We start from the raw sequence: 13712 nt of genomic DNA on the forward strand, positions 1-13712 counted from the left end.
TCACCGCTTGTTGGTAATCGCCGTGCCCAATACCTGCAGGTAGGCCACGATGGCGTCCATTTCGCTCTTGCCTTCAACCGCAGCCTTGGCACCAGCGATGTCTTCGTCGCTGTAGGGCACGCCTAAAGTGCGCAGAGCACGCATTTTGTCCGCAGTCTTCTTGCCGTCTAGCACACCTTCGGCGAGCCAGGGGTAAGCTGGCATGATGGACTCCGGTACTACGTTGCGCGGGTTGTACAGGTGAGCACGCTGCCACTCATCGGAGTAGCGGCCACCAACGCGAGCCAAGTCCGGACCGGTACGCTTAGAGCCCCACAGGAAGGGGTGGTCGTAGACGCTTTCACCGGCCACCGAGTAATGACCATAACGTTCGGTCTCGGCACGGAACGGACGTACCATCTGCGAGTGGCAGCCAACGCAGCCTTCACGGATGTAGATGTCGCGGCCTTCCAGCTGCAGCGCGGTGTAAGGCTTGAGGCCTTCGACCGGCTCAGTGGTTTCCGGCTGGAAGAACAGCGGGACGATCTGGGTCAGACCGCCGATGCTCACCGCGATGATCATGAAGAAGATCATCAGGCCGAGGTTTTTTTCGACTAATTCATGTTGTTTCATCAGGCGACTCCTTAGGCCATCTGCGCAGCGGCTTCGGCCTCAGCCGGCTTGGAAGCACGCACGGTACGCCAGGTGTTGTAGGCCATCAGCAGCATGCCGGTGACGAAGAACGCGCCACCAATCACACGCACGATGTAACCCGGCTCACTGGCTACAACCGACTCTACGAAGCTGTAGGTCAGGGTGCCGTCTTCGTTGACCGCGCGCCACATCAGGCCCTGAGTGATGCCGTTGACCCACATAGAGGCGATGTACAGCACAGTGCCGATGGTGGCCAGCCAGAAGTGTGCGTTGATCAGCGGGATGCTGTGCATCTCTTTCAGACCAAACACTTTCGGCAGCAGGTGATAGATCGAGCCGATGGAGATCATCGCAACCCAACCCAAGGCACCAGCGTGTACGTGGCCGATGGTCCAGTCGGTGTAGTGCGACAGGGCGTTAACGGTCTTGATCGCCATCATCGGGCCTTCGAAGGTGGACATGCCGTAGAAGGCCAGCGAAACCACCAAGAAGCGCAGGATCGGGTCGGTGCGCAGCTTATGCCAGGCGCCCGACAGGGTCATCATGCCGTTGATCATGCCGCCCCAGCTCGGTGCCAGCAGAATCAGTGACATCACCATGCCCAGCGACTGCGCCCAGTTTGGCAGCGCGGTGTAGTGCAGGTGGTGCGGGCCAGCCCAGATGTAGATCGAAACCAGTGCCCAGAAGTGCACGATAGACAGGCGGTAGGAGTAGATCGGACGCTCAGCCTGCTTAGGTACGAAGTAGTACATCATGCCCAGGAAGCCAGCCGTCAGGAAGAAACCTACGGCGTTGTGGCCGTACCACCACTGGATCATCGCGTCGGTAGCGCCGGAGTAGGCGGAGTACGACTTCAGCATATCCACCGGCATGGCGGCGCTGTTGACGATGTGCAGCATGGCCACGGTGAGGATGAAACCACCGAAGAACCAGTTACCCACGTAGATGTGCTTAGTCTTACGCTTGATCACGGTGCCGAAGAACACCAGTGCGTAAGAAATCCACACGACTGCGATCAGGATATCGATCGGCCATTCCAGCTCAGCGTATTCCTTGCTGCTGGTGTAACCCAGTGGCAGGGTGATGACCGCCAGCACGATAACTGCCTGCCAACCCCAGAAGGTAAAGGCAGCCAGACCGTCAGAGATCAGGCGGGCTTGGCTGGTGCGCTGCACGACGTAGTAAGACGTCGCAAACAGGGCGCAACCGCCGAAGGCGAAGATTACGGCATTGGTGTGCAGCGGACGCAGACGTCCGAAGCTGGTCCAAGGCAAGCCGAAGTTAAGTTCCGGCCAAACCAGCTGGGCAGCGATAAACACACCCATGGCCATCCCAATGACCCCCCAGACTACCGTCATCACGGCAAACTGGCGGACCACCTTATAGTTATAAGCAGTCGGAGTAGTTGCTGTACTCATGCTAGGGGTTCCACGGTTTCGAGTTTTATGGGGACAGAAAAAAGCGGCGCAAGTATGGGGAATGCCCCTAGTCATTGCAATGACAAAGACATTTCCACAACCCCAGCAAGCCCAGAGATAGAGCGTGCTGCCCCTCTGTTGAGGAGGTCCGTTTCTCGGTGCGCGAAGGCGATGTCGCGGATATTTTTGTTACAAGGTGCGACTGGGTCTAAGGATAGCGCTTATTGGCCGCAGGTTGAATGCTTGCAACCTTGCGCTAGATCAATGCGCATCGATAAATCACTCACTGAGCGTAGACATGACAGACGAATTATTGTGGAACCGTGCCGAGTCAGCAGACGACTGGTTACTGCTGTTGGCCCATGGCGCCGGCGCACCGATGGACAGCGAGTTTATGCAAAGCATGGCAGCAGGCTTGGCAGAGCAGGGCGTCACTGTGGTGCGCTTTGAGTTTCCTTATATGCAGGCGCGTCGCGCCGATGGCAAAAAACGTCCGCCCAATGCTCAGGGCGCTTTATTGGCGCATTTCAGCGAAGTATTGGCGCTGGTAAAAAGCCAATGGCCGGGCCGTGTGGCGCTTGGCGGTAAATCCATGGGCGGGCGCATGGCTAGCTTGCTGGTCGACCAAGTAGAGGTCGATGCGTTGGTGTGCTTGGGCTATCCGTTTCATCCGCCGGGCAAGCCAGAGAAACTGCGCACGGCGCATTTGGCCAGCCTCGCTACGCCGGGGCTGATTGTGCAGGGCGAGCGCGACCCGTTCGGTAAACGCGCCGAGGTGGAGGGCTATGCCTTAAGCCCGGCCCTTACTGTGCAATGGCTCAACAGCGGCGATCACGACTTTAAGCCGCTAAAAAGCAGCGGCCTGACGCAGGCGGATAACCTGCAGCAGGCCGCTGTTTGCGTGGCACGCTTCTTACAGCGTTTGCCTTAATGGCTGCGGGTAAAACGCAAGGCTAGGGCTTGCTGGGCGTGTGCGGTGTGGGTGAGGGACTCGCTCAAGTCGGCGCTTAAGCGGGCCTCTTCGCTGGTGCGATCGGCCAGCGTGGCAATGTTGGCGATATTACGGCTGACCTCGTCGCTGACCGCGCTTTGTTCTTCGGCGGCGCTGGCGATTTGTCGCGCCATGTCGTTGATTTGCTCGATCGCTTGCTGGATGCCGGCCAAGGCGCTGTCGGCGTCTTGCACACGGCTGACCCCTTCGTCGGCCTGAATGCGCCCATGCTGCATGGTATCGACGGCATCTTTGGCGGCGCTTTGTAGCTTGGCGATCAGGTTGTGGATTTGCTGGGTGGATTCTTGCGTGCGCTGGGCGAGGGCGCGCACCTCATCGGCCACCACGGCAAAACCCCGGCCTTGCTCACCGGCGCGAGCGGCCTCGATGGCGGCGTTAAGCGCCAGTAGGTTGGTTTGTTCAGCGATGCTTTTAATCACATCCACCACGCCGCCGATTTCGTTGCTGTCTTGCGCTAACTGCGTCACGGCGTCGCTGGTTTCCCCTACGGCGCTGGAGAGGCGCTCGATGGCTTCTCGCGTAGAGCGAGCGACGTCTTGGCCTTGGCGGGCCAGCTGATTGGCTTTTTGCGTGGCCTCGGCGGTGAGGTGCACATTGCTGGCTACCTCTTGTGTGGTGGCGGCCATTTGCTGAATCGCGGTAGCCACTAAGTCTGTTTCTTGACGCTGCTGTTCAAGGCTGGCAAAGCTGCGCTGGGCAACGCCTTCGGCTTCGCTGGCTTGGCGTGCCAAGGTGCCGGTGCTGTCTTGCAGACGGGTTAAGCAGGTGGCTAAACGGGCTTCTTGGCTCAGCAAGGCCAGCTCTAAGCGGGCCCAATCACCGGTTTGGTCGGTGTACATGGTGGCAATCAGTGGGTCGCTGGTGTGCCGGTCGGCAATTTTTAACAGGCGTTTCAGACCTTGCTGTTGCAGGCCCAAGCAGGCTAAGCCTGCTGCGATGCCGGCCAACGCCGCTAGGGGCGTGAGGCTGGCGCTTAAGCCCAATGCACTGGCTAGCGCGGTAATGCCGGCGCCGGCAAGCACCGGAATATAGGCGCCGCTACGGGCGAACAGCTGTTGCAGCGGGGCGAGGGCCGGCTTGCCTTGATTGATACGCTGATACAGCGCGGTGGCGCGGGCGACTTGTTCGCGGCTGGGCTTGACCCGCACCGACTCATAACCGATCACCTGTGCGTCTTGCAGAATGGGTGTGACATAGGCGTTAACCCAGTAGAAGTCGCCATTTTTGCAGCGATTTTTCACGATGCCCATCCACGGCTTGCCGTGTTTTAAGGTTTGCCACATATGCTCAAACACCGCTGCCGGCACATCTGGGTGGCGCACCAGATTATGCGGGGCGCCTTGTAGTTCTGTGGTGCTAAAGCCGCTGATGTCGATGAACGCCTGATTGCTGTAGGTGATCTGACCTTTTAAGTCGGTGGTGGAGATCAGCCGCTGCTCAGCGGGAAACGTGCGTTCGGTTTGCGTGATGGGTTGGTTGTTACGCATGGGGGAGTCCTTGCCGTGCTGCGGAGTTTTCCTACAGCCTTGATTGTAGTCATGGCGCTAACGCGTGCCTTGCTATCGGCCTTGGCTGACTAAGGTTGAGCCGTTTGTTGCCGCAAGCGGTTTCTTAGTGCTTGATCTACCAGCTTTTTTTGCCGCGCAGGTGGCGGTGCTATAGTGCGCGACCAGCTAACGAGGTATCGATGAACAGTCTGCTCTTGCAATGCCGCCCCGGTTTCGAAGGGGAAGCGGCCAGTGAAATCCAAGCCCATGCCGAGCGCTTAGGCTTAAGCGGCTTTGCCCGCACCCAAGCCAGCCAAGGCTGGGTGCAATGGCAGATGAATGACGCCGCTGCCTGCGAAACCTTGATGCAGTCGGTACGTTTTGCGCAGCTGATTTTTATTCGCCAATGGGCGCGCGGGCAGTTTGTTGATTTGCCTGAGAAAGACCGCCTCACCACCTTGCTGGGCGCTTTTCGCGCGTATCCGCGTGTTTCGCAAGTGTGGTTGGAGGTGCCGGACACCAACGACGGCAAAGCGCTGGCGGGCTTTTGTAAAAAGTTTCAGGCGCCGCTGGAAAAGGGCATGCACAAGGTCGGCTGTTTGCGCGCTAATGCGCCGCTGCCGGGGCGTATTCAGTTGTTCTTCTTAAATAGTCAGCGGGTGTTTGTTGGCTTAGTGGAGCAAACCAATGCGGCGCCGTGGCCGATGGGCATTCCACGCTTGAAGTTTCCCCGCGAGGCGCCGAGTCGCTCCACCTTAAAGCTGGAAGAAGCCTGGCATCACTTTGTGCCGCGCGAGCAGTGGGATGATCGCCTAGCGCCGGCCATGACCGCGGTGGACTTAGGCGCGGCGCCGGGCGGCTGGACATGGCAATTGGTACAGCGGCATATGCGCGTCACCGCCGTGGATAACGGGCCGATGGATAAGGCGCTGATGGATTCTGGCTTGGTCGATCACCAACGCGCCGATGGCTATGTGTTTGAGCCGCGTAAGCCGGTGGATTGGATGGTCTGCGATATCGTCGAGCGACCGGCGCGCACCGCCTGGCTGATCGAGCAATGGCTCGGCCACGGCTGGTGCCGTGAGGCCATTGTGAACCTCAAACTGCCGATGAAGACCCGCTATGCCGAAGTGCAGCAGATTTTGGCGCGCCTTGAAGACTTCTTCGATGACGCCGGTGTGCGTGTGAGTATCGGCTGCAAGCAGCTGTACCACGACCGCGAAGAAGTGACCTGCCACCTGCGCCGCTGGAACTAAATGCCCCCTCGGTAATGCGCCAGCACGGCTGGTGTGGCGCTATCTCGGGGTGAAAACCTGCTTTTTCTGCGGTTCTTTCTAAAATGCCTGTAGGCGATGCTAATGGCTCGCCTCGGTAACTCATTCGGGTGTTGTTGGCTGGCACAGCTCTTGCTGAATCCAGCGCAATAGCGCGCAAAACACTCTTAAGCGACGGATTATTGGCATGGCAAAACAAGAGCAAAAACCAGCAGAAGCGCCAGCAGAGGCAAAACCCGCCGGCAATAAGAAGCTCATCATCATGATGTTGGTGGGCTTTATCGTGGTGGGCGCGGCTTCGGCAGGCGGCGTGTGGTTCTTCTTGGGCGGGCAAAAAAGTGCAGAGCCCGAAGAGGCCGCCGAGCCCGCCGAGCCGGTTAAGTTGCCGGCTTTATATGAGCAGCTAACCCCCGCCTTTGTGGTCAATTACACCCACGAAGGTCGTCAGCATTACATGCAAGTGCATGTCAGCTTAATGGCGCGCGACCCGGCCAAGCTCGACGAGCTGAAAGTGCATATGCCGGTGCTGCGTAACGAGCTGGTGATGCTGTTTTCCCAGCAAAACTTTGCCGAACTGATGAAGCCCGAAGGCAAGGTCGCCTTGCGTGAGCAAGCCACCGCCAAAGTGAAAGAAATTGCTCAGCGTGAGACCGGCGCGGATGTCGTCGAGCAAGTGTTGTTCACTAATTTTGTCGTGCAATAAGCCTAGGTAGCGCACATGGCTGTTCAAGATCTGCTGTCACAAGACGAAATCGATGCCCTGTTACACGGCGTCGATGACGGTGATGTCGAAACGGAAACCGATGTCGCCCCCGGCGGCATTAAGCAGTACGACCTCACCAGTCAAGACCGCATCGTGCGTGGGCGGATGCCCACGCTGGAGATGATCAACGAGCGTTTTGCCCGCTACACCCGCGTCAGCTTGTTCAACATGCTGCGCCGCTCGGCGGATGTTGCGGTGGGCGGTGTGCAGGTGATGAAGTTTGGCGAGTACGTGCATTCACTGTATGTGCCCACCAGTTTGAACTTAGTGAAGATGAAGCCGCTACGCGGCACTGGCTTGTTCATCATGGATGCCAAGCTGGTGTTCAAGCTGGTGGACAACTTCTTTGGCGGCGATGGCCGTCACGCCAAGATCGAAGGCCGCGAGTTCACCCCCACCGAGCTGCGCGTGGTGCGCATGGTGCTCGATCAAGCCTTTATCGACATGAAAGAGGCGTGGAACTCGGTCTATAAGCTCAACTTCGATTACATCGGCTCCGAGGTTAACCCGGCGCTGGCGAACATCGTCAGCCCCAGTGAAGTGGTGGTGGTATCGACCTTCCATGTTGAGCTGGATGGCGGCGGCGGCGATATGCACCTGACCATGCCGTACTCGATGATTGAGCCGATTCGCGAAATTCTCGATGCCGGCGTGCAATCGGATATCGACGATCAGGACGAACGCTGGGTGCGTTCGTTGCGCGAGGACATTCTCGACGCCCCGGTGCCGTTGAACTCTACCGTGGTGCGCCGCCAGTTGAGCCTGCGCGATATTTTGAACATGAAAGCCGGTGACGTGATTCCGGTGGAAATGCCGGAAGAGATGGTGATGCGTGCCAATGGCGTGCCCACGTTTAAGGTCAAGCTAGGGTCGCATCGAGGCAACTTGGCCTTGCAGGTGCTCGAACCGGTGAAGAGCCACCGCTAACAGCGGTCAATGCATTCAAGCTGTAAGAACGAGGTTGTGATGGCTGACGAAGAAAACCAAAACCCCGACGAAGGCGCCCTAGACGACCAAGCTCTGGCCGATGAGTGGGCAGCCGCGCTGGAAGAGTCTGGCGATGGCGGCGGGCAAGACGATATCGACGCCCTGATGAATCAGGCTGAGGCCGCGGCCCCGGCTGCTGCGCCTGCCAGTAGTAAAGCGCCGATGGAGCAGTTTGGTACGCCGCCCAAAGCGGATGCCGGAGTCAGTTTGGAGGGGGCGCCGAATCTGGATGTGATTCTCGATATCCCCGTGACCATCTCCATGCAAGTGGGCAATACCGACATCACCATCCGCAATTTGCTGCAGCTTAACCAAGGCTCGGTGGTGGAACTGGACCGCTTAGCCGGTGAGCCGCTGGATGTGTTGGTCAACGGCACGCTGATCGCCCACGGCGAAGTGGTGGTGGTGAACGAGAAATTCGGCATCCGCCTCACCGACGTGATCAGCCCCAGCGAACGTATTAAGAAGCTGCGCTAATGCGAGCCGCGTGGCTGTTATGGCTGGCGCCGCAGGCTGCGCTGGCGGCGGAAGATAGCGCGCCAAGCCTGGCATGGGGCAGCAAGCTGATTGAACTCAGCGTCGCCTTGTTGGCGGTGATTGCGCTGGTGTTTGTCATGGCGTGGTTGATGCGCCGTGTGCAGCAAGTCGGCCCGGCCGGTAAAGGCGCGCTTAAGGTGCTGGCGGCTTTGCCGTTGGGCCCGCGTGAGCGTTTGCTGTTGGTGCAAGTGGGCCAGCAGCAATTACTGCTTGGCGTGGCGCCGGGGCGCATCACCACGTTGCTGGAACTGCGCGAGCCGATTCCGGTTAATTCGCAACAAGCGCAGACCCCCGAGTTCGCCCAGCGCCTGCTGGAAATGATCAACAAGGATAAGCGCCCATGATGTCTTGGTTGCGCGTGCTGCTCGCCGCTGCGCTGGCGCTGCTGCCGATGTTGGCGCAGGCGGCTGATCCGCTGTCGATACCGGCGATTACCTTAAGTACCGACGAACAAGGTCAGCAGCAGTACACCGTTAGCCTGCAGATTTTGCTGATCATGACGGCGCTGGGATTTATCCCCGCGATTGTTATGTTGATGACCAGCTTTACCCGCATCGTCATCGTGTTTTCTATTTTGCGTCAGGCGTTGGGTTTGCAGCAGACGCCTTCTAACCAAGTGTTGGTGGGCATTGCCTTGTTTTTGACCTTTTTCATCATGGCGCCGACCTTCGATGAAATTAATCGTGATGCCGTGCAGCCGTATCTAAACGAGCAGCTTGGTGCGGTTGAGGCGCTGGATAAAGCGCAAGTGCCGATCAAGCGTTTTATGCTGGCGCAAACCCGCGAAAGCGATCTGGAGCTGTTTGTGCGCCTGTCGCAGCGCACCGATATCGCCAGCCCCGAGGAAGCGCCGCTGACGATTCTGGTGCCGGCGTTTATTACCTCTGAGCTAAAAACCGCGTTCCAGATCGGCTTCATGATTTTTATCCCGTTTTTGGTCATCGATCTGGTGGTGTCCAGCGTGTTGATGGCCATGGGTATGATGATGCTCTCGCCGTTGATCGTGTCGCTGCCCTTTAAGTTGATGCTGTTTGTGCTGGTCGATGGCTGGGCGCTGATTATCGGCACCTTAGCGGCGAGTTTTGGCGGCGTGTAGCGCCGTACGGAGGCCCCTATGACTCCTGAAGTAGCGGTAGACCTGTTCCGCGAGGCGCTGTGGCTCACGGCGCTGATCGTCATGGTGATTGTGGTGCCGAGCTTGCTGGTGGGCCTGTTGGTGGCCACCTTTCAGGCCGCCACGCAGATTAACGAACAAACCTTAAGCTTTTTGCCGCGCCTGATTGTCACCTTGATGACCATGATCTGGACGGGCCCGTGGCTGGCGCAAAAGCTCATGGATTTCACGGAGAACCTGATTCGCTCCGTGCCGCAGCTAATCGGCTGAGCCAGAGCCATGCTGGAGCTAACTTCGGAGCAAATCGGCGGTTGGGTCGGCCAATTTTTGCTGCCGTTGTTTCGCATGGCTTCGCTGTTTATGACCATGCCGATTATCGGCACCCAGCTAGTGCCGATGCGCGTGCGCTTGTATCTGGCCCTTACCGTGACGGTGCTGATTGCGCCGACTTTGCCCGCCATGCCGCAGGTGGACGCCATCAGTGCCAAAGCGGTGTGGCTGATTGGTGAGCAGATTCTGCTCGGCGCCATGCTGGGCTTTATGTTGCAGCTGTTCTTTCACATCTTCGTGGTGGCCGGGCAGTTGATTGCCATGCAAATGGGCCTCGGTTTTGCCTCGATGGTCGACCCCAGTAACGGCGTGTCGGTGCCGGTGCTGAGCCAATTTTTGCTGCTGCTCACCACGCTGATGTTTCTCGCCATGAATGGCCATTTGGTAGTGTTCGAGGTGCTGATCGACAGCTTTACCACGCTGCCAGTGGGGCAGGCGTTGGTAGTTGGGCACTTTTATGAGCTAGCAGGCCGGCTGAGCTGGGTGCTGGCCGCTGGGGTATTGATTGCATTGCCCGCGGTGACCGCGCTGCTTATCGTTAACTTGGCCTTTGGCGTGATGACCCGCGCCGCGCCGCAGCTGAATATTTTCTCCATTGGTTTTCCGATGACCTTAGTGCTGGGGCTGGTGATTTTTTGGATCAGCATCAGCGATATCTTGGGCCAATATCAGGTGCTCGCCACCGATGCGCTGACCATGCTGCGTCAGCTCAGCCAGCCGTGAGGGTGCTATGGCCGAGAACGACAGCAGTCAGGAACGCACAGAACAGCCCACGGAGAAACGGCTGCGTGAGGCGCGGGAAAAAGGCCAGGTCGCGCGCTCCAAAGAGCTGTCCACCTTAGCGGTTACCTTAGGCGGCAGTGCGGCGCTGCTGGTTAGTGGCGGCATTTTGCTGGATATGTTCGTGCGGGTGATGAAAGCCTGCTTCGACCTAGAGCGCGGGGCGATGTTCGACCCGCGCAGCATGTCCGAGCTATTGGTCGGCGCCGGCTATTCGGCGCTAGAGGCCTTAGTGCCGTTTCTGATTTTTCTGTTTATTGCCTCGATCATCGGCCCCTTAGGCATGGGCGGGGTGATCTTCTCGTGGCAAGCCTTGGCGCCGAAAGCCAGCCGCTTAAACCCGCTGGAAGGCATTAAGCGCATGTTCTCCGCCAAGGCTTTGGTCGAGCTGATTAAAGCGCTGGCCAAGTTCGGCGTGGTGCTCGCCGTGGCGCTGCTGGTGATGAACAGCCAGCTGACCGAGCTGATGGGCTTGCCCCATGAGCCGATGCTGCCGGCCATGCTGCACAGCGTAAAAATGGTCGGCTGGAGCTTAGTGGCGCTGTCGGCTTCGTTGATTTTGATTGCCGCCGTGGATGTGCCGTTTCAGCTGTGGGATCACGGCGAAAAGCTGAAGATGACCAAGCAGGAAATCCGCGACGAATACAAAGACACCGAAGGTAAGCCCGAGGTGAAGTCGAAGATTCGCCAGTTGCAGCGTGAAATGGCCGAACGCCGCATGATGGCCGAAGTGCCCAAAGCCGATGTGGTGATCACTAACCCGACACACTTCTCGGTGGCGCTGAAATACGACCCCGAACAAGGCGGTGCGCCGCGCCTGATCGCCAAGGGCGCCGACTTCTTGGCGTTTAAGATTCGCGAAGTGGCCAGTGAGCACGAGGTGATTATCCTGCCCTCGCCGGAGCTGGCGCGGGCAGTGTATTACTCCACCGAGCTGGATCAGGAAATCCCCGCCGGCCTGTATTTGGCCGTAGCCCAAGTGCTGGCCTATATCTACCAACTGCGCCAATACCAAGCCGGCAAGGGCAAGCGGCCGCAGTCGCTGGGGGATTTGCCCATTCCCGATGACTTGCAGCACGACTAAACGCTGCCCCGCTTAAGCCGCGCCACGCCGAGTTAATCTTTTGACCCGCTAAACAGCTGATTTGGCTAAAAAATAAACTTGGAAGGGTTCTTGCAGTAACGCGTTTAAGTCGTGTTGCGCGTCAAGGCTTTGAACGCGCGACGCTTTAACTCGTTACAGGAGCCGAGCGTGGATCGAGCGCAGCTAGTCGGATCACTACGCAGCAATGCACAGGCCTTGAGTCGCGGCAATTTGGGCGTGCCTATCTTGCTGTTGGTGATTCTCGGCATGATGACCTTGCCGATTCCGCCGTTTTTGCTCGACGTGTTTTTCACCTTCAATATCGCGCTGTCCATCGTCGTGTTGCTGGTCAGTGTGTATGCCTTGCGGCCGCTGGATTTCGCCGTTTTCCCGACCATTTTGCTGGTCGCCACCTTACTGCGCTTGGCGCTCAACGTGGCCTCAACCCGCGTGGTGCTGTTGCACGGCCATGAAGGCGGCGATGCCGCCGGTAAGGTGATTAAAGCCTTCGGTGAGGTGGTGATCGGCGGTAACTACGTGGTCGGTCTGGTGGTGTTCGCCATCTTGATGATCATTAACTTCGTGGTGGTCACCAAAGGTGCGGGGCGTATTTCTGAGGTCAGCGCGCGTTTTACCTTGGATGCCATGCCCGGCAAGCAAATGGCCATCGACGCCGATTTGAACGCAGGCTTGGTCGATCAAAAAGAAGCCAAGCGCCGCCGTGCTGAGGTGGCTGAAGAAGCTGACTTCTATGGCTCGATGGACGGTGCCAGTAAGTTCGTGCGTGGTGACGCCATCGCCGGTTTGCTAATTTTGTTTATCAACATCATCGGCGGTATCGCTATCGGCATGTTCCAGCACGCGCTGACTTTCGGCGATGCTGGGCGCATTTATGTACTGCTGACTATCGGTGACGGCTTGGTGGCGCAAGTGCCGTCGCTGCTGCTCTCCACCGCTGCGGCGATCATGGTGACCCGTGTGTCGGACTCCGAAGACATGGGCCAGCAGGTCAATCGGCAGATGTTCGCCTCGCCCAAGGCGTTGGCCGTTTCTGCCGGTATTTTGATTGTGATGGGTTTAGTGCCGGGCATGCCGCACGTGCCTTTTGTGGGCTTGGGCTTGGTGTGTGCCGGTGGCGCTTACTGGATTTGGAAGCGTCAGCAACAGAAGCAAGAACTGGCCGAAGTTGAGGCACAGAAACAGCTCGAAGCCGCCCCCGCACAGCGCCCAGAGGCCAAAGAGTTAGGTTGGGACGACGTGCAGCCAGTGGACTTGGTCGGCCTTGAAGTGGGCTACCGGCTGATTCCTTTGGTCGACCGCAACCAAGGCGGGCAACTGCTGGCGCGCATTAAAGGCGTGCGCAAAAAGCTCTCGCAAGACATGGGCTTCTTAATGCCCTCGGTGCATATCCGCGACAATCTCGATCTGCTGCCTAATGCCTATCGGTTGACGCTGATGGGTGTGTCGGTGGCCGAGGCGGAAATCTACCCCGAGCGCGAGTTGGCGATTAACCCAGGGCAGGTGTACGGCACGGTCAACGGCATTGCCGGGCGCGACCCCGCGTTTGGCTTAGAGGCGGTGTGGATCGAAACCCAGCAGCGCGATCAAGCGCAGTCGCTGGGTTACACCGTGGTGGATGCCAGCACTGTGGTGGCCACGCACCTTAACCAAGTGCTGTATCAGCATGCGCATGAGTTGCTCGGCCATGAAGAAGTGCAGCAGCTGCTGCAAAACCTGATGCGCAGCTCGCCCAAGCTGGCTGAAGAGCTGGTGCCGGGCATGATCAGTTTGTCGGCACTGCTGAAAGTGCTACAGAGTCTGCTGCAAGAGCAGGTGCCGATTCGCGACATTCGCACCATTGCCGAGGCCATCGCCAATCAAGCGGGTAAGAGTCAAGATCCCGCCGCGATTACCGCAGCGGTTCGTGTCTCGTTGGCGCGCAGTATCGTGCAGAACATCGTTGGGCTAGAGCCTGAGCTGCCGGTCATTACCCTTGAGCCGAAGTTGGAACAGATATTGCTCAATAGCCTACAGAAAGCTGGTCAGGGTCAGGAAGATGGCATTCTTCTCGAGCCGGGCATGGCTGAAAAGCTGCAACGTTCGTTAATCGACGCGGTGCAGCGGCAAGAAATGCAAGGCAAGCCGGCGGTGTTGCTGGTGGCCGGTCCGATTCGGGCCATGATGTCGCGCTTCGCGCGACTCTCCAGCAGCAGTCTGCATGTGTTGTCGTACCAAGAAGTGCCGGAAACCAAGCAAGTCACCATCGTGGCAACGGTTGGACAGAACGGCTAAA

The 13712-nt window shown here is 58.4% G+C and carries 14 protein-coding genes; 11 read left to right on the forward strand and 3 right to left on the reverse strand.

Annotation, left to right across the window (positions count from 1 at the left end):
- Positions 1-612, reverse strand: a complete 612-nt coding sequence (gene ccoO, locus BMX80_RS05960; RefSeq protein WP_074866271.1) for a cytochrome-c oxidase, cbb3-type subunit II — start codon at positions 610-612, stop codon at positions 1-3.
- A gap of 11 nt (positions 613-623) precedes the next feature.
- Positions 624-2051, reverse strand: a complete 1428-nt coding sequence (gene ccoN, locus BMX80_RS05965; protein ID WP_071870660.1) for a cytochrome-c oxidase, cbb3-type subunit I — start codon at positions 2049-2051, stop codon at positions 624-626.
- A gap of 298 nt (positions 2052-2349) precedes the next feature.
- Between ccoN and BMX80_RS05970 the strand changes: the two genes are divergently transcribed.
- Positions 2350-2982 (forward strand): alpha/beta family hydrolase, encoded by a 633-nt coding sequence (locus BMX80_RS05970; protein ID WP_074866273.1) that lies wholly within the window; start codon positions 2350-2352, stop codon positions 2980-2982.
- Here the strand turns inward: BMX80_RS05970 and BMX80_RS05975 are convergent.
- The gene (locus BMX80_RS05975) at positions 2979-4550 is read right to left on the reverse strand and encodes a methyl-accepting chemotaxis protein (protein WP_074866276.1); all 1572 of its coding nucleotides are present in this window, start codon (positions 4548-4550) and stop codon (positions 2979-2981) included. The genes BMX80_RS05970 and BMX80_RS05975 overlap by 4 nt on opposite strands.
- Positions 4551-4750: 200 nt before the next feature.
- On the opposite strand from BMX80_RS05975, the gene rlmM reads away from it, so the two are divergent.
- The 10 genes from rlmM (at position 4751) to flhA (ending at position 13711) form a co-directional block, all read left to right on the forward strand.
- Positions 4751-5806, forward strand: coding sequence for a 23S rRNA (cytidine(2498)-2'-O)-methyltransferase RlmM (gene rlmM / locus BMX80_RS05980; protein WP_074866279.1), 1056 nt, complete (start codon positions 4751-4753; stop codon positions 5804-5806).
- Positions 5807-6011: 205 nt separating this feature from the next.
- Complete coding sequence (locus BMX80_RS05985; protein WP_074866282.1) at positions 6012-6527, forward strand: flagellar basal body-associated FliL family protein; 516 nt, start codon at positions 6012-6014, stop codon at positions 6525-6527.
- 15 nt (positions 6528-6542) lie between these two features.
- The gene (gene fliM / locus BMX80_RS05990) at positions 6543-7514 is read left to right on the forward strand and encodes a flagellar motor switch protein FliM (protein ID WP_074866285.1); all 972 of its coding nucleotides are present in this window, start codon (positions 6543-6545) and stop codon (positions 7512-7514) included.
- A 39-nt stretch (positions 7515-7553) separates the two neighbouring features.
- A complete protein-coding gene (gene fliN / locus BMX80_RS05995; RefSeq protein ID WP_071870654.1) occupies positions 7554-8051 on the forward strand; it encodes a flagellar motor switch protein FliN in 498 nt (165 codons plus the stop codon).
- Positions 8051-8455, forward strand: a complete 405-nt coding sequence (gene fliO / locus BMX80_RS06000) for a flagellar biosynthetic protein FliO (protein WP_074866288.1) — start codon at positions 8051-8053, stop codon at positions 8453-8455. The genes fliN and fliO overlap by 1 nt, the downstream gene beginning before the upstream one ends.
- On the forward strand, positions 8455-9207 hold the full coding sequence (gene fliP, locus BMX80_RS06005; protein WP_074866642.1) for a flagellar type III secretion system pore protein FliP: 753 nt from the start codon (positions 8455-8457) through the stop codon (positions 9205-9207). The genes fliO and fliP overlap by 1 nt, the downstream gene beginning before the upstream one ends.
- An 18-nt stretch (positions 9208-9225) precedes the next feature.
- Positions 9226-9495 (forward strand): flagellar biosynthesis protein FliQ, encoded by a 270-nt coding sequence (fliQ, locus tag BMX80_RS06010; protein ID WP_071870651.1) that lies wholly within the window; start codon positions 9226-9228, stop codon positions 9493-9495.
- 9 nt (positions 9496-9504) lie between these two features.
- Complete coding sequence (gene fliR, locus BMX80_RS06015) at positions 9505-10278, forward strand: flagellar biosynthetic protein FliR (RefSeq protein ID WP_074866290.1); 774 nt, start codon at positions 9505-9507, stop codon at positions 10276-10278.
- 7 nt (positions 10279-10285) lie between these two features.
- Positions 10286-11419, forward strand: coding sequence for a flagellar biosynthesis protein FlhB (gene flhB, locus BMX80_RS06020; RefSeq protein WP_074866294.1), 1134 nt, complete (start codon positions 10286-10288; stop codon positions 11417-11419).
- A gap of 168 nt (positions 11420-11587) precedes the next feature.
- The gene (gene flhA, locus BMX80_RS06025; RefSeq protein ID WP_074866296.1) at positions 11588-13711 is read left to right on the forward strand and encodes a flagellar biosynthesis protein FlhA; all 2124 of its coding nucleotides are present in this window, start codon (positions 11588-11590) and stop codon (positions 13709-13711) included.
- Position 13712 lies beyond the last annotated feature (1 nt).

It is taken from the genome of Atopomonas hussainii (genome assembly GCF_900109735.1).
GTDB classification, from domain to species: Bacteria; Pseudomonadota; Gammaproteobacteria; order Pseudomonadales; family Pseudomonadaceae; genus Atopomonas; species Atopomonas hussainii.

Coding starts and splice junctions, on each gene's coding strand:
- ccoO (WP_074866271.1), bottom strand. CDS start 612: ATGAAACAACATGAATTAGTCGAAAAAAACCTCGGCCTGATGATCTTC.
- ccoN (WP_071870660.1), bottom strand. CDS start 2,051: ATGAGTACAGCAACTACTCCGACTGCTTATAACTATAAGGTGGTCCGC.
- BMX80_RS05970 (WP_074866273.1), top strand. CDS start 2,350: ATGACAGACGAATTATTGTGGAACCGTGCCGAGTCAGCAGACGACTGG.
- BMX80_RS05975 (WP_074866276.1), bottom strand. CDS start 4,550: ATGCGTAACAACCAACCCATCACGCAAACCGAACGCACGTTTCCCGCT.
- rlmM (WP_074866279.1), top strand. CDS start 4,751: ATGAACAGTCTGCTCTTGCAATGCCGCCCCGGTTTCGAAGGGGAAGCG.
- BMX80_RS05985 (WP_074866282.1), top strand. CDS start 6,012: ATGGCAAAACAAGAGCAAAAACCAGCAGAAGCGCCAGCAGAGGCAAAA.
- fliM (WP_074866285.1), top strand. CDS start 6,543: ATGGCTGTTCAAGATCTGCTGTCACAAGACGAAATCGATGCCCTGTTA.
- fliN (WP_071870654.1), top strand. CDS start 7,554: ATGGCTGACGAAGAAAACCAAAACCCCGACGAAGGCGCCCTAGACGAC.
- fliO (WP_074866288.1), top strand. CDS start 8,051: ATGCGAGCCGCGTGGCTGTTATGGCTGGCGCCGCAGGCTGCGCTGGCG.
- fliP (WP_074866642.1), top strand. CDS start 8,455: ATGTCTTGGTTGCGCGTGCTGCTCGCCGCTGCGCTGGCGCTGCTGCCG.
- fliQ (WP_071870651.1), top strand. CDS start 9,226: ATGACTCCTGAAGTAGCGGTAGACCTGTTCCGCGAGGCGCTGTGGCTC.
- fliR (WP_074866290.1), top strand. CDS start 9,505: ATGCTGGAGCTAACTTCGGAGCAAATCGGCGGTTGGGTCGGCCAATTT.
- flhB (WP_074866294.1), top strand. CDS start 10,286: ATGGCCGAGAACGACAGCAGTCAGGAACGCACAGAACAGCCCACGGAG.